Source organism: Pseudomonas sp. D(2018), assembly GCF_005502555.1.
GTDB classification, from domain to species: domain Bacteria; phylum Pseudomonadota; class Gammaproteobacteria; order Pseudomonadales; family Pseudomonadaceae; genus Metapseudomonas; species Metapseudomonas resinovorans.
In genome coordinates, this window is record NZ_SCOK01000011.1 from 19,450 (window position 1) to 44,366 (window position 24,917).

At 66.0% G+C, this 24,917-nt stretch carries 12 protein-coding genes and 1 pseudogene; 9 read left to right on the plus strand and 4 right to left on the minus strand.

Features of this window, described 5'->3' with window-relative positions; all coding sequences use genetic code 11:
- The first annotated feature begins 37 nt into the window (after positions 1 to 37).
- The 4 genes and pseudogenes from FFS60_RS09815 to FFS60_RS29425 all read left to right on the plus strand — a co-directional run.
- Entirely contained in the window at positions 38 to 1,369 is a 1,332-nt protein-coding gene (locus FFS60_RS09815; RefSeq protein WP_137821859.1) for an MFS transporter, read from the plus strand.
- Positions 1,370 to 1,406: 37 nt separating this feature from the next.
- On the plus strand, positions 1,407 to 2,621 hold the full coding sequence (locus FFS60_RS09820; RefSeq protein ID WP_028627931.1) for a benzoate/H(+) symporter BenE family transporter: 1,215 nt from the start codon (positions 1,407 to 1,409) through the stop codon (positions 2,619 to 2,621).
- Positions 2,622 to 2,760: 139 nt separating this feature from the next.
- Entirely contained in the window at positions 2,761 to 4,020 is a 1,260-nt protein-coding gene (locus FFS60_RS09825; RefSeq protein WP_137821860.1) for an OprD family porin, read from the plus strand.
- Between the two features lie 523 nt (positions 4,021 to 4,543).
- A pseudogene (locus FFS60_RS29425) lies at positions 4,544 to 4,954 on the plus strand (methyl-accepting chemotaxis protein); the annotation flags it as partial.
- 16 nt (positions 4,955 to 4,970) lie between these two features.
- On the opposite strand, the gene FFS60_RS09835 reads toward FFS60_RS29425, so the two are convergent.
- From FFS60_RS09835 to FFS60_RS09845, 3 genes are all read right to left on the minus strand, one after another.
- Positions 4,971 to 5,954, minus strand: coding sequence for an MDR family oxidoreductase (locus tag FFS60_RS09835; RefSeq protein WP_137821862.1), 984 nt, complete (start codon positions 5,952 to 5,954; stop codon positions 4,971 to 4,973).
- A gap of 64 nt (positions 5,955 to 6,018) precedes the next feature.
- On the minus strand, positions 6,019 to 6,651 hold the full coding sequence (locus FFS60_RS09840; protein WP_137821863.1) for a TetR/AcrR family transcriptional regulator: 633 nt from the start codon (positions 6,649 to 6,651) through the stop codon (positions 6,019 to 6,021).
- A gap of 204 nt (positions 6,652 to 6,855) precedes the next feature.
- Positions 6,856 to 7,743 (minus strand): alpha/beta fold hydrolase, encoded by an 888-nt coding sequence (locus FFS60_RS09845; protein ID WP_137821864.1) that lies wholly within the window; start codon positions 7,741 to 7,743, stop codon positions 6,856 to 6,858.
- Positions 7,744 to 7,919: 176 nt separating this feature from the next.
- Here FFS60_RS09845 and FFS60_RS09850 point away from each other — a divergent pair, with 176 nt between their 5' ends.
- Both FFS60_RS09850 and FFS60_RS09855 read left to right on the plus strand, forming a co-directional pair.
- On the plus strand, positions 7,920 to 8,498 hold the full coding sequence (locus FFS60_RS09850; protein WP_137821865.1) for an ABATE domain-containing protein: 579 nt from the start codon (positions 7,920 to 7,922) through the stop codon (positions 8,496 to 8,498).
- 123 nt (positions 8,499 to 8,621) lie between these two features.
- On the plus strand, positions 8,622 to 9,638 hold the full coding sequence (locus FFS60_RS09855) for a GNAT family N-acetyltransferase (protein WP_137821866.1): 1,017 nt from the start codon (positions 8,622 to 8,624) through the stop codon (positions 9,636 to 9,638).
- Between the two features lie 264 nt (positions 9,639 to 9,902).
- Here the strand turns inward: FFS60_RS09855 and FFS60_RS09860 are convergent, their stop codons facing one another.
- Positions 9,903 to 10,469, minus strand: coding sequence for an RNA polymerase factor sigma-70 (locus FFS60_RS09860; protein WP_137821867.1), 567 nt, complete (start codon positions 10,467 to 10,469; stop codon positions 9,903 to 9,905).
- Positions 10,470 to 10,803: 334 nt separating this feature from the next.
- Here FFS60_RS09860 and FFS60_RS09865 point away from each other — a divergent pair, with 334 nt between their 5' ends.
- From FFS60_RS09865 to FFS60_RS09875, 3 genes are read left to right on the plus strand one after another with little or no spacing between them, the layout of a single operon-like run.
- The gene (locus FFS60_RS09865) at positions 10,804 to 11,013 is read left to right on the plus strand and encodes an MbtH family protein (protein ID WP_028627922.1); all 210 of its coding nucleotides are present in this window, start codon (positions 10,804 to 10,806) and stop codon (positions 11,011 to 11,013) included.
- A gap of 10 nt (positions 11,014 to 11,023) precedes the next feature.
- Positions 11,024 to 11,794: a thioesterase II family protein gene (locus FFS60_RS09870; RefSeq protein ID WP_137821868.1), complete on the plus strand. Its 771-nt coding sequence runs from the start codon at positions 11,024 to 11,026 to the stop codon at positions 11,792 to 11,794.
- 57 nt (positions 11,795 to 11,851) lie between these two features.
- On the plus strand, positions 11,852 to 24,823 hold the full coding sequence (locus FFS60_RS09875) for a non-ribosomal peptide synthase/polyketide synthase (protein WP_137821869.1): 12,972 nt from the start codon (positions 11,852 to 11,854) through the stop codon (positions 24,821 to 24,823).
- The last annotated feature ends 94 nt before the right edge of the window (positions 24,824 to 24,917 follow it).

The window sequence follows — 24,917 nt, forward strand, 5'->3', positions numbered from 1 at the left end:
CGGTTTCTACACAACAAAAACAAAAGAGACAGATGCCATGCGAAAACTCGACGTACACGAGATCATCGACAACGCGCGCTTCACGCCCTTCCACTGGATGGTGATGTGCTGGTGCGCCCTGCTGCTCATCTTCGACGGCTACGACCTGTTCATCTACGGCGTGGTCCTGCCGGTGCTGATGAAAGAATGGGGCCTGACCCCGCTGGAAGCCGGCGCCCTGGGCAGCTATGCGCTGTTCGGGATGATGTTCGGCGCGCTGTTCTTCGGGCCCCTGGCCGACAAGATCGGCCGCAAGAAGGGCATCGCCATCTGCTTCGTGCTCTTCTCCGGTTTCACCGTGCTCAATGGCTTCACCAGTACCCCGACCGAGTTCGGTATCTGTCGCTTCATGGCGGGCCTGGGCATCGGCGGACTGATGCCCAACGTGGTGGCGCTGATGAACGAATACGCGCCGAAGAAACTGCGCAGCACCCTGGTCGCCATCATGTTCAGCGGCTACTCCCTGGGCGGCATGCTGTCCGCGGGCGTGGGTATCTACATGCTGCCGCGCTTCGGCTGGGAGGCCATGTTCTTCGCCGCCGCCGTGCCGCTGCTGATGCTGCCGCTGATCCTCTGGTACCTGCCGGAGTCCGTCGGCTTCCTGCTGCGCCAGGGCCGGACCGAACAGGCCCGCGCCATCCTCAAGCGGATTGCCCCCGAGCGTGAACTGCGTGACGACGACCTCCTGGAACTGACCGAAACCAAGACCCAGGGCGCCCCGGTACTGGAACTGTTCCGCGAGGGACGCGGCCTGCGCACCCTGATGATCTGGGTCGCGTTCTTCTGCTGCCTGCTGATGGTTTACGCCCTGAGCTCCTGGCTGCCGAAGCTGATGGCCAACGCCGGCTACAGCCTGGGCTCGAGCCTGTCCTTCCTGCTGGCCCTGAACTTCGGCGGCATGTTCGGCGCCATCGCCGGCGGCTTCCTCGGCGACCGCTTCAACCTGCCGAAGGTGGTTGCGGCCTTCTTCATCGTCGCGGCGGTGTCCATCAGCCTACTGGGCTTCAAGAGCCCGACCCCGGTGCTCTACCTGCTGATCGGCATTGCCGGCGCCACCACCATCGGCACGCAGATCCTGCTGTACGCGACCGCCGCGCAGTTCTATGGCCTGGCGATCCGCTCCACCGGTCTCGGCTGGGCCTCTGGCATCGGCCGCAACGGCGCCATCGTCGGCCCGCTGCTGGGCGGTGCGCTGCTGGGTATCAACCTGCCGCTGCAACTGAACTTCATGGCCTTCGCCATCCCCGGCGCCATCGCGGCCCTGGCCATGTGCTTCGTCCATCTGCAGCAAACCCGGGTTGCACCGCTGGCAACTGCTGCACAGGGTTAAGCCTGACCACGAGTCGCAACACTGACCGGGAGGCAGCATGCGCACCTTGTTCAAGGACTGTTCATTGTCCGCCGTGGTGGCGGGATTCATCGCCACCATGATTTCCTACGCCGGCCCCCTGGTCATCGTGTTCCAGGCGGCGGAGAGCGGCGGCATGCCGGCCGAACTGCTGTCGTCCTGGGTATGGGCGATCTCCATCGGCAGCGGGGTGCTGGGGATCGTCCTCAGCCTGCGCTTCAAGGTGCCGGTGATCATCGCCTGGTCGGCGCCCGGTTCCGCGTTGCTGGTGTCCATGCTGCCGGGCATCAGCGCGCAAGAGGCGGTAGGCGCTTATGTCATGGCCAACGCCATCATCCTGCTGGTGGGGCTGTCCGGCGCCTTCGACCGCATCGTCGGCAAGCTGCCGGGGGCCATTTCGGCGGCGATGCTGGCTGGCATCCTGTTCAGCTTCGGCACCCGCCTGTTCACCTCCCTCAAGGACGAACCGGCGATGGTGATGGCGATGTTCCTCACCTACCTGGTGGTGCGGCGACTGTCCCCGCGATACGCGGTGATGGCCGTGCTGCTGGTGGGCTGCGGCATCGCCGCCGGCAGCGGCCAGCTCAACACGTCGGCCCTGGTGATCGGCTTCGCCACGCCGGAATGGGTCACGCCGGTGTTCACCTGGCACGGCCTGTTCAACATTGCCCTGCCGCTGGTGATGGTGGCCCTGACCGGGCAGTTCGTCCCCGGCGTCGCGGTACTGCGCAACGCCGGCTACCGGACACCGGCCAGCCCGATCATTTCCGCCAGCGGCCTGGGCAGCCTGCTGCTAGCCCCGTTCGGCTGCCACGGCCTGACCCTGGCGGCCATTACCGCGGCAATCTGCACCGGTCGCGAGGCCCATGAAGACCCGGCGAAACGCTACGTCTCCGGCGTGGTGGGCGGGGTGTTCTACCTGTTGCTGGGCATCTTCGGTGCGACCCTGGTATCGATCTTCACCGCACTGCCCAAGGAACTGATCGCGGCACTGGCAGGGCTCGCGCTGTTCGGCGCCATCGCCGGTGCGCTGGCCGGTTCCATGGCGGTGCCGGAGGACCGCGAGGCCGCGTTGATCACCTTCCTGGTTACGGCGTCGGGCATGTCCTTCCTCGGGCTGTCGGCTGCGTTCTGGGGGTTGATCTTCGGCATCGTCGCCCACCTGCTGCTGACGGCGCGCCGTGTGCCCAAGGCTTCACCGGAACGGGAGGAAGTGCTCGAACCCAATCCCTGACCTGACCTGACCTGACCCGGTGATGGAACTACTGCGGGAGCTGTCCGTAGCCATCGCCACACCTTCCCCGACTTGCGTGCATGGCTCCGACAGAGGGCCGGCGGGGGAGTTTTGTCCCCATAAAAACAAGAGTGACGACATGACCCACAACAAAAGCAAACTGTGTGTACTGCTTTCCGCCGGCGTCAGCGCCGGTTTCGCCCAGGCCGCCGAGTCCGGCTTCATCGAGGATTCGACAGCGACCCTGCAGGCGCGCAACTACTACTTCAGCCGTGATTATTCCGACATCGTCGGACCGAACCAGCAGTCCAAGGCCGAGGAATGGGCCCAGGGCTTCATCCTCAATTTCAAGTCCGGCTACACGCCGGGGCCGGTGGGTTTCGGCATCGACGCCATCGGCACCCTCGGCATCAAGCTCGACAGCAGCCCTGACCGGGTCAATACCGGCCTGCTGCCCGTCCAGGAGGACGGCAAGGCCGCCGATGACTACAGCCGCCTGGGCGTGGCAGGGAAAATGCGTTTCTCGAAGACCGAGCTGAAAGTAGGGGAGCTGCAACCCAACCTGCCGGTGCTGGTGTTCAGCGATATCCGTTTGCTGCCGCCGAGCTACCAGGGCGCCAGCATCACCTCCAACGAAATCGCCGGGCTGACCGTGCAGGGCGGCCACCTCACCAGCACCAGCCTGCGTAACGAGGCCGGCGACGACAAGCTGCAGGCCATGCTTGGCCACCTGCCGCAGCGCCAGGCCTCCAGCGATGCCTTCAACTATGTCGGCGGCGACTACGCCTTCAACGCTAACCGCACCACAGTCAGCGCCTGGTATGCGCAGCTGGAAGACATCTACGACCAGCGTTTCTTCGGCCTCAAGCACAGCGAACCGATGGGGGATTGGGTGCTGGGCGCCAACGTCGGCTATTTCGACTCCAGCGAAGACGGCAAGAAGCTCATCGGCGACATCGACAACCAGGCTTTCTTCTCCCTGCTGTCGGCCAAGCGTGGCGGCCATACCTTCTATGTCGGCTACCAGGCGATGTATGGCGACAGCGCCTTCCCGCGCGTATTCGCCAACGTCAGCCCGCTGGGTAACGAAGTGCCCACCTACGAGTTCGCCTTCGCCGACGAACGTTCCTGGCAGGTGCGCTACGACTACGACTTCGCCGCCCTCGGCATCCCCGGCCTGGTGGCCAGCACCCGCTACATCACCGGCGACAACGTGGATACCGGCCAGGGCTTCGAGGGCAAGGACCGGGAGCGCGACCTGGACATCAGCTACGCCTTCCAGAGCGGCGCCCTCAAGGGCCTCGGCGTGCGGGTGCGCAACGTGATGGCGCGCTCCAACTACCGCACCGACATCGACGAGAACCGGCTGATCCTGTCCTACACCTGGACACTGTTCTAAGACCGAGCGCCGTGGCCTTTCATGGGCACGGCCTGCTTTACCCGCGATGTAGAAGGAGCCTTCATCCATGTCCCGCAGAACCCTGGCCGCAGTGTTGCTTGGCAGTGGCGGCCTGATTGCCTTGATCGCTTTTCACATGAGCAATGGATGGCTATTGGCCCTGGCGCTGATCGGCATCGGTGCCAGTGGCCTGCTGTATCACTTCCAGCAACCTGAAACGGTGGAAGTACGCGTAGAGGTACCGGTCAGCGAACCGGTCGTTCAGGTGCATGCGACAGCGGCACCGGAGCCGGTGCGACCTGTTTCGCATAACCACCTGCAACTGCCATTGAGCGAACTGCTCGACGCCATCCTCCAGTGCGAAGCGGACATGCAGTACGCCAACTCGCTGGCCCGTGCCGCCGGCGAGAAGGTCCAGCTGGGTGCCGAGAGCATGCAGGCCACCGCCGGGGCCATCGGCGAGCTGGATGCCTACATGGCCCACATCGGCCAGGTGTTCAACGAGCTGGGTAGCCAGTCCATGCGCATCGGCGCCATCGTCGGCAGCATCCAGGACATCGCAAAACAGACCAACCTGCTGGCCCTGAATGCCGCCATCGAGGCGGCCCGGGCCGGTGCTCACGGGCGCGGCTTTGCCGTGGTGGCGGACGAAGTACGCAATCTCTCGCTGCGGGCCAATGAATCCAGCGGGCAGATCCGCCTGATCGCTGAGGGCCTGCAGAAGGCCGCGGTCGATGCGAGGGAGGGGATGGAACACGTCAGCGGTTCTACCCGCGCCGGCCTGGAGAAATCCGCTGCCGCCCTGCAGGCCATGGGGGAGATGCGCGCCGGTGCAGCGGCGCGGGTGGAAATCGTCGAGCGGATCGTCCAGCGCCTCGCGGGGCAGCGAGGGCTGGCGCAACGGATGGTCGGATTGCTGGAGGAAGGCACCTGACGGGTGCCTCTCCCGGTCACGCGTCGACGTTCACCACCACGCGACCGCGCACCTTGCCGGCCAGCAGGTCGCCGGCTGCGGCAATGGCATCGCCCAGGCCGATTTCGTGGGTGATGGCGTCCAGTTGGGCGAGATCCAGGTCCCGTGCCAGGCGATCCCAGGCTTCGATCCGCTCGGCGCGCGGGCGGGTGACGCTGTTGATGCCCAGCAGGCTCACGCCACGGAGGATGAAGGGCGCCACGCTGGAGGGAAAGTCCATCCCCTGGGCCAGGCCACAGGCGGCCACGGCGCCGTCGGCTCGCAAGCCGGCGCAGACATTCGCCAGGGTGTGGCTGCCCACCGAGTCGATGGCGGCGACCCAGCGTTCCTTGCCCAGCGGGCGGCCCGGCTCGGAGAGTTCAGCGCGGTCGATGATCTCGGCGGCACCCAGGCCCTTCAGGTAATCCACCTCATGGGTACGACCGGTGGCCGCGACAACGCGATAGCCAAGACGGGCGAGCAGGGCGATGGCGAAACTGCCGACGCCACCGTTGGCGCCGGTGACCAGCACGTCGCCCTGGCCGGGTTTCAGGCCGTGGCGCTCCAGTGCCAGCAGGCACAGCATGGCGGTGTAGCCGGCAGTGCCAATGGCCATGGCCTGGCGCGGGGTGAAGGCGCTGGGCAGCGGGATCAGCCAGTCCCCCTTCAGGCGGGCCTTCTGCGCCAGTCCGCCCCAGTGGGTTTCGCCCACGCCCCAGCCATTGAGCAGTACCGCGTCGCCGACCTTGTAGTCCGGGTTGCTGCTGGCTTCGACGGTGCCGGCCAGGTCGATGCCCGGCACCATGGGGAACTGGCGCACGACCGGGCTCTTGCCGGTAATGGCCAGCCCGTCCTTGTAGTTGAGGGTGCTGTAGGCCACGCGAACGGTGACATCACCCTCCGGCAGTTGCGCTTCATCCAGTTGGGTATTGCGGGCGCGGTAACCGGCCTCGTCCTTCTCGATCAGGATTGCGTTGAACATGCTCACACCTCCAATTAGACCAGTCGTCTATAAATGGGCCCGAAAAACCGCGCGCCCTTTCGGGCTAGCGCGGCAGTCCGGCCAAGAATCCTTTGAAGAAAACATCCAGTGGAACGTTGTCTCGCGTCAGCCGGGCACGCAACACGGCGCCTTCCCAGCCAATCCAGAAGAACGCCGCAAGCCCTTCGCAGTCCGCTTTCGCTGACAACTCACCGGCTGCACAGGCTTCGCGCAGGCATTGGGCCAGACGGTCCTGCCAACTGCAGAGGATGGCCTCCAGTTCCAGGCGGAAACCTTCTGGCAGGATGGCCACTTCCTGACCCAGGTTGCCCACCAGGCAACCTCGGCAGAACGCGTGGCGGAGCATGCCGGCCTTGGCGTCTTCGACGAAGTTGCAGAGGCGTTGCAGCGGGGGCACGTCTTCTTGCAGCAGGTATCGGTCGAGCTTGTGGGCGAAGTAGCCGGCATAGCTCTCCAGCACCGCCTGCCCGAAGGCTTCCTTGCTGTCGAAGTAGTGATAGAAGGAGCCCTTCGGCACGCCCACACGCTTGAGCACCGCGTCGATGCCGGTGGACATGAAACCCTGCTCGGTAAGGATCTCCATGCCACAGCGAATCAGCGCGGCACGTGTATCGGCGAAGTCGCGGTCGACTTTGGGCGGGCGGCCACGGCGGGGTTTGGGATGCAGGTCGGTCATGGGGACGGGATATTAGACTGATCGTCTAGAAGATCAAGCATGGCGTCTGCATAACGTGTTGCAAGCAGCTGCACTGCCCGTAGCGAATGGCCCCGTTTCGCTGGCAAGCCAGCTCCTACAGGGCTCTTCGCCCAATGGTGAATCTCTCGCAACAGCCAAGGCAGACATAGCGAATGAAATCACCCCTGCAAGACGCTCAGCCCATCAAGCCGGACTATCGCCCAACACCTCCCGAATCCGCTGGGCGATATAACCGACATGGGTTTCCAGCGCGAAGTGTCCGGTATCCAGCAGCTCCACCACCGCATTGGGATTGTCACGCTTGAAGGCTTCGGCGCCCGGCGGGATGAAGAAGGGATCGTGTTCGCCCCAGATCACCAGGGACGGCAACCGGGTATCGCGGAAAAATGCCTGGAACGCCGGGTAAAGCTTCAGGTTGTTGGCGTAGTCGAGGAACAGGTCGAGCTGGATGTCCTTGTTGCCCGGGCGCTCCAGCAGCAGGGCGTCGAGGTAATAGGATTCCGGGGCGACCAGCGCGATGTCCTTCACACCATGCACGTATTGCCAGCGGGTGCCGTCCAGGTTGAGCACGGCATCGTGAACCACCTGGCGGCGTTCCGCGTTGCTCGGCTCTGCCCAGTAGGCACGGATCGGCTCCCAGGCATCACCCAGACCCTCCAGGTAGGCGTTGCCGTTCTGCGACACCAGGCCGGTGACCCGCTCGGGGTGGGCCAGGGCCAGGCGCAGGCCGGTGGGCGCGCCGTAGTCGAATACGTAGAGGGCGTAGCGCTTCAGTCCCAGCTCGTCGACGAAGGCGCCAAGGGTGGTGGCCAGGGCATCGAAGCTGTAGCGGTAGGCGCGCTCTTCCGGCACCTCGGTAAAACCGAAGCCGGGCAGGTCCGGCGCGATGATGTGGAATCTGTCAGCCAGCAGCGGGATCAGGTCGCGGAACTGGTGGGATGAACTGGGGTAGCCGTGAACCAGCAGCAGGGTTGGGGCGGTGGGATCGCCGGCTTCGCGGTAGAACACACGAACGCCGTCGGCTTCGACGAATTGGTGGCGAACCGGAATATGAACGAGGGGCGAGGTCATGGTGTGGCACTCCGTAACTTATAAAACTGTTAATGGTGGTTACTCTGTGGCGCAGTATGAGCCGGCTAAGTAACCTGTCAACTAAAAGAATGTAGGTTACATATGCCATTCGTCGTAACTGTTCATGTTGTGTTTATAGGGTTACAATTCCAGCATTCACTGACCGGAGTGTCGCCATGACCACCGTCGCGTCCCCAGCCCCTCTCGAACCCTTCGTACTGGCCGACCACCCGGTGCTCGACCTGCTCAACACCCTGGCGGTGGTGGATGGCGCTCCGTACGAGTTCTGGCACAGCGATGCGGACGTCCAGGCATGGCTGGCCCGCACCGGTTGGAACCTGCCGGAAGCGCGCTTCGCCAAGGGCGAATTGCTGCAGGCCGCATTGGCCCTGCGCGAAGCCGTGCGCGAGCTGGTGGAGCAGCGCAAGTCAGGCGGTAGGGGGAGTCCCGAGGTGCTCAACCGTTTCCTCGCCGGGCCCAGCCATCTGCGTCTGGATTGGCCCGCCGATGGTGAGCCTCGTGTGGAAACGGTGCGGGCGGCAGGCACCGCCGAGCAGTACCTGGCGCCGCTGGCGGAAGCGGCGGCGGAGCTGCTGGTGGCAGGCGATTTCAACCTGGTGCGGGTCTGTGAACACCCCGACTGCGTGCTCTGGTTCTACGACCGCACCAAGTCCCACCGTCGCCGCTGGTGCAGCATGGCGCTGTGCGGGAACCGGCATAAGGTGGCCGAGTTCCGCAAGCGCAAGCAGGCGTAAGGGGAGGGCGACTGCGCTCAGGTCCAGCGCGGGCGCATTCCCTATGTGCTGGGGATGAACCTAATTTCCTGCCCCCTCGCTACGTTCACTGGGTATCGGACCCAGTCGTAGCGAGAGAACCCCATGAATCATCCCGAAGGTCTTCATCGATTGCCGCTGCCAGGCGGCGAGCACCTCAGCATCGAAGCGAGTTCACGCCGCTTGCGCTTGTTGCGCGGCAGCCAGTCCCTGGCGCAGGTCGCTGTCGGCGAGGAGGGCGGGCTGCCTTTGTTCCAGTTGCAGGAAGTCGCAGCCGGTGAGGCCCAGGCTGCCATCCAGGCCTTCTGCTACTGGCACTTCGCACGCTCGCCCGAGCACCAGCGGCTGGCCTGGCGCTTGGACGTTACAGCGGACAGCGCCCTGCGCAGTGGCCTGCTGATTCCCGCCGATGCCGGCCTGCTGCATGCCGAGCGAGGCCTGTTCTGGCAATTGCCCGATCCCTGGTTGCGAGGTGCCCCGGGCATTGGCTACCCGCAGCAGATGGTGATGAACGCCAATGGCCGTCGCCATCCACTGCGGGCGCCCAAGGCCAGCGGTGAGGTCTATCGCCGTTTCGATGCACGCCTGGGCAGCTGGATCTCTCTGCGCACCCTGGATATCGATCTGGACCTGGAGCGCTTCAATCGTTGGCAGAACAGCCCCCGCGTGCTGGCGTTCTGGCAGGAGGGCGGCAGCCTGGAGCAGCACCGCGAGTACCTGCAGAAGCTGGCGGATGATCCACACACCCTGACCCTGATCGGCTGCTTCGATGACGAGCCCTTCGCTTACTTCGAAGCCTACTGGGCCAAGGAAGATCGCATTGCGCCGTTCTATACCGTGGACGACTACGACCGGGGCATCCACATGCTCGTAGGCGAGGAAAAGCACCGTGGTCCGCACAAGGTGGCGAGTTGGTTGTCCGCCCTGGCCCACTACCTGTTCCTCGACGACAACCGCACCCGCAAGGTGGTGGCCGAACCCCGCGCCGACAACGCGCGGATGATCGCCCACATGCAGGCGCAAGGCTTCTATCGCGAGAAGGAATTCAACTTCCCCCACAAGCGCGCGGCGCTGATGGTGCTCGAACGCGAGTGGTTCTTCGATCGTTGTGAATTGTGCTGAGCGTCTGGCCCCGAGAACCTGGGGTCAGCTGTTGTGGCGGAGTGGCGTTGCAGGGGCGATTTCAATCGCCAAGCGGACCGCAGGTTCGCCGTTCGGCCCTGTCACGTGGGCAGCTGCGCTGCCCTTGGCGAATGAGTTGGCTATGTCTGCGTTAGCTGTTGCGAGAGATTTACCATTGGGCCAAGAGCCCTGCAGGTGCTTGCAACACGCAATGCAGACATAGCCAATGAATTCGTCCCGACAGGAAACAGTTCGGCGTGGGCGTTACGCGCTCTTGCGTAGCTCGCGCTCGGTGCCAATGGATTTGCGGCAATGGATCAGGGCGTCGCGAATCATGAAGTTGACCAGGGTAGGGGAGACCCCGAGTTCCACGGCAATTTCCTTCTGCGGCTTGCCGTGGATGCGGTACATCTCGAAGGCGTAACGGGTGCGTTCGGGGAGCTGGCCGAGGGCGTTGGCGACCCTCTCCAGGGTTTCCTGGTGCAGGTGCAGGGCTTCGGGGGATGCGCTGGCGTGCTGTTCCACGTTCAGGCCCTCTTCTTCGCTGCTGGAGTGGCGCAGTTCCAGGGCTTGCTTGCGGTAGTGGTCGATGGCCAGGTTACGCACGGTCTGGAACATGTAGCTGAGCTGGGCCTTGAAGGACAGCTTGAGCAGCGGGGCAGACTGCAGCCTGAAAAAGGCGTCCTGCACCACGTCTTCGGCGCGGTAGTGACAGCCGGTGATACGTGCGGCGATCTTCACCATCATGGATCTGTGATCGATGAAGGCCTGCAACGAAGGGGAGTGGGGATGACCGGCGGCAAGGCAGTCAACAGGTCCTTGTTCTGGCATTGGATTCACCTGTGCGCTTTCTTGGTATTGCTTTCTGGTTGGGGGTGAGGCGGGGCACAAAACTAGTGCTAACGACACACAGTGTCAAATAAGAATCGTTATCATTGTTGAGAATTGTGCCGGAATCTTTCTTGCTTGTCATTGTCGTGTTGGGAATACGAATCTTTCTTGACAGGTGAGTGAATTTGCCGATTCAGGCGATGAAAGCGCAACACATGCCGTAGGGGCGAGAGCAACATTCCGAAGTAATTTCTTCTAATCCTCATCCGTTCTTCTCAGTGGAAGCGCTGGAGACAGCTGCTCCAGACAGGTTTCTACAGAGGAGAGCGACACCGTGTTCGATCGTGACGACGTGATATTCCAAGTGGTGGTGAACCACGAAGAGCAGTACTCCATCTGGCCGGAGTACAAGGCCATCCCCGCCGGCTGGCGCGCGGCCGGCAAGAGCGGCCTGAAGAAGGAATGCCTCGAGTACATCGAGCAGGTCTGGACCGACATGCGTCCGCTGAGCCTGCGCCAGCAGATGGAAGGCGTGACGGCCTGAGGGGGCGGACATGGTCGCACTGCGTCTGTTCTGCATGCCGTACTCCGGCGCCAGCGCCATGGCTTACGCCCGCTGGCGCCGCAAGGTGCCGCAGTGGCTGGCCATTCGCCCGGTGGAGCTGCCGGGCCGCGGTGCGCGCCACGGCGAGCCCTTCGCGACCGATGTCCTGGCGTTGGCGCGCGGGCTGGCCAACGAAATCCGTGGTGAGGCGCAGCAGCCTTATGCGCTGTTCGGCCATAGCCTGGGTGGCTTGCTGGCCTTCGAGATGGCCCATGCCCTTCGCGAGCTGGACATGCCCCGGCCGGTGGCCTTGTTCGTATCGGGAAGCGCTGCGCCGGCGCGGCGCGATTTTTCCGAGTTCGCCGCCGCCAAGAGCGATGCCGAGCTGATCGCCACGCTGCGCAGCCTCAGTGGCACGCCCGAGGCGGTGTTGGCCAATCGAGAATTGCTCGACCTGCTGCTGCCGGTACTGCGTGCCGACTTTCTGCTGTGCGGTCACTACCGCTACAGCCCGAGGTCGCCGCTCTCGATTCCGCTCCACGTGTTCGGCGGCCGCCGCGACAGCATCAGCGTCGACGACCTGCTGGCCTGGCAGGAAGAAACCGCCTCCAGCTTCTCCCTCGACATGCACGCGGGGCATCACTTCTTCATCCACGACAACGAGGCGCGGGTGCTGCGCACCCTCAAGGCGCACCTGGGGCGGCATCTGCGCTATCGCTCCAGCTGGGGCTGGACCCCGGACGTCCGCCCGGCGGACAGGATTTCCCAGGCGGGTGGCTGAGCCGCCCGCGCTCCCCGATCAAACCGATTGCAAGCCGTATTCAGGCAGGAAAGAAAAATGACGGAAGTGTTCGATCTCCCAGGCACCCTGGTGGAGGCGTTGCAGCGTCGCGCTGCGGCGGAGCCGGAACGTATGGCCCTGCGTTTCCTCACCGAGGACCAGGGTACGGGCGAAGTGCTCGACTACCGCCAACTGGACCAGCGTGCCCGCCGTGTTGCGGCAGCCCTGCAGCAGCGCGCCGTGGCCGGGGATCGCGCCGTGCTGTTGTTCAACAGTGGCCCGGACTACGTCGCCAGCTTCTTCGCCTGTCTCTACGCCGGTGTAATCGCCGTGCCGGCCTACCCGCCGGAATCCAACCGCCAGCACCACCTGCAGCGCCTGCATTCCATCCTCGATGATGCCGAGCCACGCCTGGTGCTGACCTCCACCGACCTGGAGGCCCAGTTGCAGGCCGCGCTGGGCGAGGAGTCCGGCAGCCTGCTCTGCGTCGACCGCCTGGACGCGTCGTTGGCCGATGCCTTCCAGGGCGTTGAACTGGCCGATACCGACATCGCCTTCCTGCAATACACCTCCGGCTCCACCTCGCTGCCCAAGGGCGTGCAGGTGAGTCACGGCAACCTGGTGGCCAACGAGAAGCTGATCCGCCAGGGCTTCGGCATCTGCGATGACGATGTGATCGTCAGCTGGTTGCCGCTCTACCACGACATGGGCCTGATCGGTGGCCTGCTGCAGGGCATCTGGAGCGGCGTGCCGGTGGTGCTGATGTCGCCGCAGTATTTCCTCGAACGCCCGGTGCGCTGGCTGGACGCGATCAGCCGCTTCGGCGGTACCGTCAGCGGTGGCCCTGACTTTGCCTATCGCCTGTGCTGCGAACGCATCAGCGAATCGGCCCTGGCGCGACTCGATCTGTCCGGCTGGCGTCTGGCGTTCTCCGGTTCCGAACCCATCCGCAAGGACAGCCTGGACGCGTTCGCGGCGAAATTCAGCCCGTGCAGCTTTGACACGGCGGCCTGGTTCGCCTGCTACGGCCTGGCGGAAGCCACGCTCTTCGTCACCGGCGCCCGCCGTGGCCAGGGCATCAATGTCCGTGAACTGGACACCGACGCCCTGGCCGCCAACCGCGCCGAGACCGGTGTGGGCGCTACCGCCATCAGCTGCGGTTACCCGCAGCCGGAACACGAACTCAAGCTGGTGGACCCGCTGGATGGTGTCGTCCTGGGCGAAGGCCAGGTCGGCGAGATCTGGGTGAGCGGCGCCAGCGTCGCCCTGGGCTATTGGAACAACCCGGAAGCCAGCGCGCGCACCTTCGTCGAACGTGAGGGCCGTACCTGGCTGCGCACCGGCGACCTGGGCTTCCTGCTGGAAGGCGAGCTGCACGTCACCGGCCGGCTGAAGGACATGCTCATCGTCCGCGGCCACAACCTCTATCCGCAAGACATCGAGCGCACCGTCGAGACCGAAGTCGAGGTGGTGCGCAAGGGGCGCGTCGCCGCCTTTGCCGTGCAGCACCAGGGCAATGAGGGTATCGGCATCGCCGCCGAGATCGGTCGTCGCGTACAGAAGATGGTGCCGCCGGATGTGCTGGTAAAGATGATCCGCCAGGCCGTGGCCGAAGCCCATCAGGAAAGCCCGGCCGTTGTCGTGCTGCTCAACCCCGGCGCGCTGCCCAAGACCTCCAGCGGCAAGTTGCAGCGTTCCGCCTGCCGCAGCCAACTGGCCGACGGCAGCCTCGATCACTACGCGCTGTTCCGCGAGGGCGAAGCGATCCGCCAGCCGGGTGATGAACCCGCCCCGGCCGCCGACGGCCTGGTGGCCCGGCTCTGGCGTGAACAACTGGGCGTGGCGGAGCTGAGCGCTACTGACAACTTCTTCGCCCTGGGCGGCAACTCCATTCGCGCCGTGCAGGTCATGGCTCGCCTGCGGGAAGAACTGGGTGTTGCCGTGGAAATGCGAGACCTCTTTGAAGCGCCCACCCTGGGTGAGTTCTCCAACCGGGTGGAGCGTCTCGCAGCGGAGGGAGGACAGGCGCAAGGGGCAATCGCGCGTCTTGACCGCAGCCAGCCACTGGCGCAATCCGCCGCCCAGAACCGCCTCTGGTTCCTCTGGCAGCTGGACCCGCACAGCGCCGCCTACAACATTCCCGGTGCGCTGCGCCTGCGCGGTAGCCTGGATAACGTCGCACTGAAGAAGAGCTTCCAACTGCTGGTGGAACGCCACGAATCCCTGCGCACCACCTTCCATGAGCTGGATGGTCAGCCCGTGCAGCGCATCCACCCGGCTGGTGGCTTCCAGCTGCGCCTGATCGACCTCGAAGACCAGCCCGATGCCGAAGCCCGCGCCCAGACCATTCGTGAGTCCGAAGCGCTGACGCCCTTCGACCTGGAAAACGGCCCGCTGCTGCGCGTCAGCCTGGTGCGCATCGACGAGCGCGATCACCTGCTGCTGGTGACGCTGCATCACATCATTGCCGACGGCTGGTCCCTGAACCTGCTGTTGGACGAATTTTCCCGGCTCTACAGCGCCCTTGGCCTCGGCCACCACGCGACGCTGGAACCGCTGCCGCTGCAGTACGCCGACTTCGCCGCCTGGCAGAACCAGTGGCTGGCGGCAGGCGAGGGCGAGCGCCAGTTCGACTGGTGGAAGGCCCAACTGGGCGAGGAGCAGCCGCTGTTGCTGTTGCCCACCGACCGGCCGCGCTCGCCGGATGCCCGTTACCGTGCCGGGCGCTACAGCATTCGCCTCGACAAGGCCCTGGCCGAGCGCCTGAATCAGGTCGCCCGCGACCACGACGCGAGCCTGTTCATGCTCTTGCTGGCGGGTTGGCAAGCGCTGCTGCACCGCTACAGCGGGCAGAAGGACATCCGCCTCGGCGTACCCAGTGCCAACCGCTCGCGCCTGGAAAGCCAGGGGCTGATCGGCTTCTTCATCAATACCCTGGTGCTGCGCGGTGAACTGGACGGCCGCATGCCGTTCGATGCGCTGCTGGCCCAGGCCCGTCAGCGCGTTCTCGGCGCCCAGGGGCACCAGGCGCTGCCCTTCGAGCAGTTGCTGGAAGCCTTCCCGGAGGCCCGCGCCCAGGGTGGCCTGTTCCAGGTGCTGTTCAACCACCAGCAGCGTGATCACCGTGCGCTGCAACGCCTGCCCGGCCTGTCCGCCGAGGAGCTTCCCTGGAACAGCCTCGAGGCCAAGTTCGAGCTGCAACTGCAGAGCGAAGAAGACGAGCGCGGGCGCATCAGCCTGTCGTTCGACTACGCCCTTGAGCTGTTCGACGAAGCCACCATCGCCCGTCTGGCCACCCACTTCCAGCGCCTGCTCTGGCAGGTGGCGGAACGTCCCGAGCTGGCCATTGGCGACGTGCAACTGCTGGGTGATACCGAGCGCGCGCGGCTCGCCCTCTGGGGCAGCGCACCCGGTGAACGTGCCCGGCGCTGGTTGCCGGAACTGATCGACGAGCAGGTCGCCGCCAGCCCTGAACGGCCCTTGCTGCTGGGCAGCCAAGCGCTGTCGCTGGGTGAAGTGAATGCCCGTGCCAATCGCCTGGCCAACCGCCTGCGCGCCCTGGGCGTCGCGCCAGAAGTGCGGGTTGGCATCTGCGCCGAGCGCTCGCCGGAACTGCTGGTGGGCCTGCTGGCGATCCTCAAGGCGGGCGGCGCGTATATCCCGCTGGACCCGGACTACCCCCGCGAGCGGCTGGCCTTTATGGTCGCCGACAGCGGAGTCCAGCTGCTGCTGACCCAGAGCCACCTGGACGTGGTCGAGCTGGCGGACAACGTCCGGCGCCTGGACCTGGACGTTGCCGATGAGGGCCACTGGTCAGACACCGTCCCCGCGCTGCACCTGCACGGCGAGAACCTCGCCTATGTGATCTACACCTCCGGCTCCACCGGCAAACCCAAGGGCGTCGGCGTGACCCATGCGGCGCTGGCCGAGCGCCTGCTGTGGATGCGTGACACCTACGGCTTCGGCGCGAATGACGTGTTCATGCAGAAGGCGCCGGTGAGCTTCGACGTGTCCGTCTGGGAATGCTTCCTGCCGCTGCTCTGCGGCAGCCGCCTGGTACTGGCTGCGCCTGGCGAACACCGCGACCCGGCGCGCATCGTCCAGTTGGTACGTGTGCACGGCGTGACCGTGCTGCATTTCGTCCCGGCACTGCTGCAGCTCTTCGTGGACGAGCCGCAACTGGCCCAATGCCTGAGCCTGCGCCTGCTGTTCTCCGGTGGCGAGGCGCTGTCGGCGGAGCTTCGCGACCGTGTGTTCGAGCAATTGCCGGCCGTGCAGTTGCACAACCGCTACGGCCCCAGCGAAACCACCATCAACGTCACCCACTGGCACTGCCAGGCGGGCGAGGGCGCTCCGGTGCCCATCGGTCGTCCGCTGGGCAATGTGCAGTGCCTGGTGCTGGACGACAACCTGGAGTCCACCGCACCCGGTGTTGCCGGTGAGCTGTGCATCGGCGGAGTGGGGCTGGCCCGTGGTTACCTCGGCCGCGCCGGCCTCAGCGCCGAACGCTTCGTGCCCAACCCGGACGGCAGCGGTTCGCGCCTCTATCGCACCGGCGACCTGGCGCGCTGGCGCGCCGACGGCGTGCTGGAGTACCTCGGCCGCGTCGACCAGCAGGTCAAGCTGCGTGGTTTCCGTATCGAACTGGAAGAAATCGAAGCCTGCCTGCTGGCCCAGCCCGGCGTACGCCAGGCGGTTGTGGTCCTTCGAGACAGTCAGGCCGGACCGCAATTGGTGGGCTACGTGGTCGCCGATACCGACGACCAGGCGCACCTGCTGGCGGGCCTCAAGGACGCCTTGCAGCAAACCCTGCCGGACTACATGGTGCCGGCGCACCTGCTGCGCCTGGATGCCATGCCGCTGTCCCCGGCCGGCAAGTTGGAGCGCAAGGCCCTGCCCGAACCCCAATGGCGCCAGCGCGAGCATGTGGCGCCGCAGACCGCGGTCGAGCAGCGCCTGGCTGCCATCTGGTGCAACGTGCTGGGCATCGGGAACGTCGGCCTGGACGACGACTTCTTCGAACTGGGCGGTCACTCCCTGCTGGCTACCCAGATCGTGTCCCGCAGTCGTCAGGCCTTCGATATCGAACTCCCGTTGCGAGCGCTGTTCGACGCCAGCCGCCTGTCCGCTTTCGCCACCCGTGTGGAAGCGGCCCTGGCCGCCGGCCTGCGTGACAGCCAGGGCGCCATTACCCGTGTCGACCGCAGCCAGCCGCTGCCGCTGTCCTACTCCCAGCAGCGCATGTGGTTCCTCTGGCAAATGGAACCGGACAGCCCGGCCTACAACGTCGGCGGCGTGGCGCGCATGAGCGGCCGGCTGGAGGCCGACCGTTTCGAAGCCGCGCTGCAGGCCCTGGTGAAACGCCACGAGACCCTGCGCACCACCTTCCCCAGCGAAGGCGGGGTGCCGGTGCAGCAGGTGTCCGAGGACTGTGGCTTGCGCATTCGCCGCGAGGATTTCTCGGCATTACCGGTCGATGAGTTCCAGCCGCGTCTGGAGGCCTTCACCGATGTCGAGGCGCACCAGCCGTTCGACCTGGAGCGCGGTCCGCTGCTGCGGGTGTGCCTCGTCAAGGCCGAGGCCGAGCTGCATTACCTGGTCGTGACCCTGCACCACATCGTCACCGAAGGCTGGGCGATGGACATCTTCGCCCGTGAACTGGCCGAACTCTACGCCGCCGAACTCGAAGGCCGCGAAGCGGAGCTGGCACCCCTGCCGGTGCAGTACCTGGACTACAGCCAGTGGCACCGCCAGTGGCTGGAAGGCGGCGAGATGCAACGCCAGCTGGACTACTGGAAAGCCCAGCTGGGGGGCGAACAGCCGCTGCTGGAAATCCCCGGCGACCGTCCGCGCCCGCCGGTGCAGAGCCATGCCGGCGACCTGTTCCGCTTCGACCTGGACGACCGCCTGGCTGCGCGCGTGCGCGCCTTCAACGCCGAGCATGGCCTGACCATGTTCATGACCATGACCGCCGCACTGGGCGTGCTGCTGTATCGCTACAGCGGCCAGGATGACCTGCGCATCGGCGCACCGGTGGCCAACCGCATCCGCCCGGAAAGCGAGGGGCTGATCGGCGCCTTCCTCAACACCCAGGTGCTGCGCGTGCAGCCCGAGGGCCGGATGAGCGCGCGTGAATTGCTGGAGCAGGTGCGCCAGGTGGCCATCGACGCCCAGTCCCACCAGGACTTGCCGTTCGATCATCTGGTAGAAGCCCTGCAACCCCAGCGCAGCGCCGCCTACAACCCCCTGTTCCAGGTGATGTGCAACGTGCAGCGCTGGGAATTCCAGCAGACCCGCGAAGTGGCCGGGCTGAAGCTGGAGTACATCGCCAACGACGCCCGCGCCACCAAGTTCGACCTGAACCTGGAGGTCACCGACCTCGACGAGCGCCTCGGCTGCTGCCTGACCTACAGCTGCGACCTGTTCGACCGCCCGCGCATCGCGCGCATGGCCGAGCATTGGCAACACCTGCTGCGGGCGATGATCGAGACGCCGGATGCGCGCCTGTCCGAGTTGCCGCTGTTCACTGAGCAAGAACATGCCGCGCTGGTCGCCGCTCACCGTCAGGGGGCGGATGCCTACCCGCTGAATACGACGGTGCAGCAACTCTTCGAGCGCCAGGTCGCGGCCACTCCTGATGCGCCGGCGCTGACCTTCGCCGGCCAGCACCTCAGCTACGCGGAACTCAATGCCCGCGCCAACCAGCTGGCTCGACGCCTGGCGGAACTGGGCGTGGGCCCGGAAGTGCGGGTGGGCCTGGCCCTGGAGCGTTCGCTGGAAATGGTCGTTGGCCTCTTGGCCATCCTCAAGGCCGGCGGCGCCTATGTGCCGCTGGACCCGGAATACCCGCTGGACCGCCTGCGCTACATGGTGGAAGACAGCGGCATCGCCCTGTTGCTGGGCCAGGCCGGCCTGCTGGATGCCCTGGGCGAACTGCCCAAAGGCGTTCGCGGCTGGTGCGTGGAGCGTGACAGCACCGCTCTGGCGGGTTACGCCCCTGACAACCTGCCGCTGCGCAGCGGTCCAGGAAACCTCGCCTACGTCATCTACACCTCCGGCTCCACCGGCCAGCCGAAGGGCGTCGGTGTGGATCAGGGGGCCATCGCCATGCACCTGCAGGCCGTGGTCGCCGACTTCGGCATGCGCCGCGATGACTGCGAGCTGCACTTCTATTCCATCAACTTCGACGCTGCGAGCGAACGCCTGCTGGCGCCGCTGGTATGCGGCGCGCGGGTGGTGTTGCGCGCCCAGGGCCAATGGGGCGCGGAAGAGATCTGCGCGCTGATCCGCGACGAGCGTGTGACCATCCTCGGTTTCACCCCGAGCTATGGCTGCCAGTTGGCACAGTGGCTGGGCGCTCGTGGCGAGCGTTTGCCGGTGCGGCTGTGCATCACCGGTGGCGAGGCGCTTACCCCGGAGTACCTGCACGGCATTCGTGCGGCCTTCTCCCCGGAAGCCTTCTTCAACGCCTACGGCCCCACCGAAACCGTGGTCATGCCGCTCGCCAGCCTGGCGCCGGAACAACTGGAGGCGGGCGCCAGCAGCGTGCCCATTGGCAAGGTGGTGGGCGCGCGCGCGCTCTACGTGCTGGATGCCGACCTCAACCTGGTGCCGCCGGGTGCCACTGGTGAGCTCTATGTAGGTGGCGACGGCATCGCCCGTGGTTACCACCAGCGTGCCGGCCTGACTGCCGAACGCTTCGTCGCCGACCCGTTCGGGGGCCAGGGCGGTCGTCTGTACCGCACCGGCGACCTGGTGCGCCAGCGCAACGACGGCCTGATCGAATACGTCGGCCGTATCGACCATCAGGTGAAGATTCGCGGCTTCCGCATCGAACTCGGTGAGATCGAAGCCCGCCTGCAAGCCCTGCCGGGTGTACGTGAAGCCGTGGTACTGGCGCTGGACGCCAGCGGCGGCAAGCAACTGGTGGGCTATGTGCTGCCCGAGGAGGTGAGCCTCACCCGCGCAGACGCCGAACGCCAGGCCGCGTACCGCGAACAGCTCAAGACCCAACTCAAGGCGCGGCTGCCCGACTACATGGTGCCCGCGCACGTGGTGCTGCTGGAGCGCATGCCGCTGACCGCCAACGGCAAGCTGGACCGCAAGGCCCTGCCGGCGCCGGACCTGGAGCATGGCCGCCAGGCCTACGCCGCGCCATGCAACCCGCGTGAACAGCAACTGGCAGAGATCTGGCGCGAGGTGCTCAACCTGTCCCAGGTGGGCATTCACGACAACTTCTTCGAACTGGGTGGCGACTCCATCCTCTCCATCCAGGTGGTCAGCCGCGCGCGGCAACAGGGCATCCATTTCACACCCAAGGACCTGTTCCGCTTCCAGACCGTGCAGAGCCTGGCCGAAGCCGCCCAGGACGGACCGCGCAAGGACGTGGCCGCCATCGAGCAGGGCCCGCTGAGCGGTCCGGCCGGGCTGACGCCGATCCAGCACTGGTTCTTCGACGGGCGTGACAGCGGACTGGACCACTGGAACCAGGCGCTGCTGCTGGAACCCGGCATGGCGCTCGACCCGGCGCTGCTGGACCGCGCGCTGGAGTGCCTGCTGGAACAGCACGATGCCTTGCGCCTGTCCTTCCACCGTACCGAGGGTGCCTGGAGCGCCGAGTACCGCGCTCCGCAAAAAGGGCAAGGGCTGCTCTGGCACCGCCGGGTAGCGGGCGGGGCTGAACGCCAGGCGCTGTTCGAAAGCGCTCAGCGCAGTCTGGATATCACTCACGGCCCGCTGCTGCGCGCCGTGCTGGCGGAAGGGCCGGACGATCAGCAACGCCTGCTACTGGCCATCCACCACCTGGTGGTGGATGGGGTGTCCTGGCGCGTGCTGCTGGAAGACCTGCAGAGCCTCTACCGGCAACTGGCGGAAGATCGCGAACCGAGCCTGCCCGCCAAGACCAGCGCCCTGGGCGACTGGAGCCGGCGCTTGGCGGCCTACGCCAGCAGCGAGTCCCTGCGTGAGGAACAGGCCTGGTGGCAGGCGCACCTGCAGGGTGCCGCCGGCGAACCGCCGCGTGACAACCCCCAGGGAGCAAATACCGAGCGGCATGTCCGCAGCGTAACCGCGAGGCTGGACGCGAATCGCACCCGTGCGCTGCTGCAGCAAGCACCGGCGGCCTATCGCACCCAGGTCAATGACCTGCTACTGACCGCCCTGGCGCGTGTGCTCTGCCGCTGGACCGGCAGCGATTCGGCGCTGGTACAGCTGGAAGGTCATGGCCGCGAAGCGCTGTTCGACGAGATCGACCTGACTCGCAGCGTCGGCTGGTTCACCAGCGCCTACCCGCTGCGCCTGACTACGGCTGATGGCCTGGGCGAGTCGATCAAGGCGATCAAAGAGCAACTGCGCGCGGTGCCGCACAAAGGGCTCGGCTACGGCGTGCTGCGCTACCTGGCCGATGCCCCCTTGCGCCACGCGCTGCAAGCCCTGCCGCAGGCGCGGGTCACTTTCAACTACCTGGGTCAGTTCGACCAGAGCTTCGGTGCCGATGCGCTGTTCCGCCCACTGGAAGAGCCGGCCGGTGCCCAGCATGACGTGGACGCGCCACTGCCGAACTGGCTGAGCATCGACGGCCAGGTCTACGGCGGCGAGTTGCAGCTGCGCTGGACCTTCAGCGAGCAGGTATTCGCCCCGGCCACCGTCGAGCGCCTGGCGGAGGACTACCAGGCCGAGCTGGAAGGGCTGCTGCACCATTGCCTGGAAGAGGGCGTCGCTGGCATCACGCCGTCCGACTTCCCGCTGGCCAGGCTCTCCCAGGATCAGTTGGACGGCCTGACTCTGGCCCCCAGCGAGATCGCCGACATCTACCCGTTGACGCCCATGCAGCAAGGCCTGTTGCTGCACACCCTGCTGGAGCCGGGTTCGGGCATCTACTTCATGCAGGACCGCTACACCATCAACAGCGGTATCGACTTCGAGCGCTTCGCCGCCGCCTGGCACGCCGTGGTCGACCGGCACGAAGCCTTGCGTGCCTCGTTCTGGTGGAACAGCGGCGAGAACATGCAGCAGATCATCCATCGCCGCAGCACCACTGCCATCGAGCTGCTGGATTGGAGCGCCGAAGCGGAAGACGATCATGAGCAACGTCTGCGCGACCTGCTCAAGGCCGAGCGCGAAGCCGGCTTCAATCTGCTGGAGGTGGCACCGTTCCGCCTGCGCCTGATCCGCCTGGGTGCCGAGCGCCACTGGTTCATCATGAGCAACCACCACATCCTCATCGATGCCTGGTGCCGCTCGCTGCTGATGGGCGACTTCCTGGAAATCTACGGTGCGCTGGGCGAGGGCCGCGAAGCGCAGTTGCCAACTCCACCGCGCTACCGTGACTACATCGGCTGGCTGCAACAGCAGGACGCCCAGGCCGCCGCCGACTTCTGGCGTGACAACCTGCGCGGCTTCGAGCGGCCCAGCTACATCCCCAGCGACCGGCCGTTCCTGCGTGACAACGGCGCCATGCGGGTGGGCGACCGCATCATCCGCCTGCAGGTGGAAGAGGGTGCACGCCTGCGCGAGACGGCCCAGCGTCACCAGCTCACCATCAACACCTTCGCCCAGGCGGCCTGGGCCCTGGTGCTGCGCCGCTACGGTGGGGAGCGCGACGTGCTGTTCGGCGTCACCGTGGCCGGGCGCCCGGTGGGTATGCCGGAAATGCAGCGCACCGTCGGCCTGTTCATCAACAGCATCCCGCTGCGGGTGCCGATGCCAGCCGTGGGCGAGCGATGCAGCGTGCGCGACTGGCTGCAATCGCTGCTGGAACACAACCTGGCGTTGCGCGAGTACGAGTACCTGCCGCTGGTGAAGGTGCAGGAATGCAGCGAGCTGCCCAAGGGCCAGCCGCTGTTCGACAGCCTCTTCGTGTTCGAGAACGCGCCGGTGGAAGTCTCGGTACTGGACCGTGCCCAGAGCCTGTCCGCCAGCTCGGAGTCCGGCCGTACCCACACCAACTTCCCGCTCACGGTGGTCTGCTACCCGGGCGACGACCTCGGCCTGCACCTGTCCTACGACCAGCGCTTCTTCGAGGAAGCGACCATCGACAGGCTGCTGGCCGACTTCAAGCGCTTGCTGCTGGCCCTGGGCGACTACATCGGTAGCGACTTCTCCGAACTGCCGCTGCTGGGTGAGGAGGAGCGAGGCTTCCTGCTCGAAGACTGCAACCGCACCGAACGCGCCTACCCGCTGGACCAGGGCTATGTGCGCCTGTTCGAGGCGAAGGTGGCGGGGCACCCGCAGAAGACCGTTGCCACCTGCCAGGGCGAGGCCTGGAACTACGGGGAACTGAACTGCCGCGCCAACCGCCTGGGCCACGCCCTGGTGGCGGCCGGGGTGCGTCTCGACCAGCCAGTGGCACTGCTGGGCGATCGCAGTCTGGAACTGCTCGGCATGATGATCGGCGCCTTCAAGGCGGGCGGCGGCTACCTGCCGCTGGACCCGGCGCATCCGGCACAGCGTCTGGTCGATATCCTGGAGCGCAGCCGCGCCCCGGCGCTGGTCTGCACCCGTGCCTTCGAGGCCCAGGCCCGCGCGCTGCTGGATGAACTCAACTGCGCCCACCGTCCGCGTTTGCTGGTGTGGGAAGCGCTGCAGTCGGGCGAGGGCGATGAGCAGGACCTCGGCATCTACAGCGGCCCAGGCAACCTCGCGTACATCATCTTCACCTCCGGCTCCACCGGGCAGCCGAAGGGCGTGATGGTCGAGCAGGCCGGCATGCTCAACAACCAGTTGAGCAAGGTGCCGTACCTGTCGCTGAGCGAAGCGGACGTGATCGCCCAGACGGCGTCGCAGAGTTTCGATATCTCCGTGTGGCAGTTCCTCACCGCGCCGCTCTGTGGCGCCCAGGTGGACATCGTGCCCAACGCCATCGCCTACGATCCGCTGGCGCTGCTGACCCATGTGCGCGAACGCGGCATCACCGTCCTGGAGAGCGTGCCGTCGCTGATCCAGGGCATGCTCGCCTCCGATGCCATGGACCTTGCCGGCCTGCGCTGGATGCTGCCCACCGGCGAAGCCATGCCGCCGGAACTCGCGCGCCAGTGGCTGCAACGCTACCCGGCCATCGGCCTGGTGAACGCCTACGGTCCGGCGGAGTGCTCGGACGACGTGGCGTTGTTCCGCGTCGACCCGGCCTCCACCGAAGGTGCCTACCTGCCCATCGGCACGCCCACGGACAACAACCGCCTCTACCTGCTGGACGCCGAGCTGCAACCGGTGGCCATGGGTGCGGTGGGCGAACTCTGCGTTGCCGGCACGGGCGTCGGCCGCGGCTATGTGGGTGACCCGGCTCGCAGTGCCCTGGTGTTCCTGCCTGATCCGTTCGGTGAAGCGGGGGCACGCTTGTACCGCACCGGTGACCTGGCGCGGCGCCGCTTCGATGGCGTGCTGGAGTATGTCGGCCGCGTGGATCACCAGGTGAAGATTCGCGGCTTCCGTATCGAGCTCGGTGAAATCGAGGCGCGGCTGCATACACACCCCGAGGTTCGCGACGGCGCGGTAGCGGTGCAGGAGGGCGCCACCGGCAAGCAACTGGTGGGCTACCTGGTGCCGGTCGATCCGCAGGTGGACGTGGCCGCGCTGCGCGAGCGGGTCAAGCAAGCGCTCAAGGCCACGCTGCCCGAGTACATGGTGCCGCTGCACTGGCTGCACCTGTCCGAGCTGCCGCACAACGCCAACGGCAAGCTCGACCGCAAGGCCCTCCCGGCACTGGATATCGGCCAGGCCCAGGGCGCCTTCCAGGCCCCGCGCAGCGAACTGGAAAGCACCCTCGCCGGCATCTGGGGTGAGGTGCTCAAGGTGGAGCGAGTCGGGGTCACCGACAACTTCTTCGAGCTGGGCGGGCACTCGCTGCTGGCTACGCAGATCGCCTCCCGCGTGCAGAAGACCCTGCAACGCAACGTGCCGCTGCGGGCCATGTTCGAGTGCGCCACGGTCGAGGAGCTGGCGCACTACATCGAGTCGCTGGAAGACAGCGCCATCAGTGAACAGAAGGCCAGCCGGCTGGATGACCTGATGGCGAGTCTGGAAGCCCTTTGACCCCCTCTCCCGCTTGCGGGAGAGGGTTGGGGTGAGGGGAAGAACAATCGCCGCCGGACCACAAGTTCGGCGGCGCATCGAAACAACACGAGTC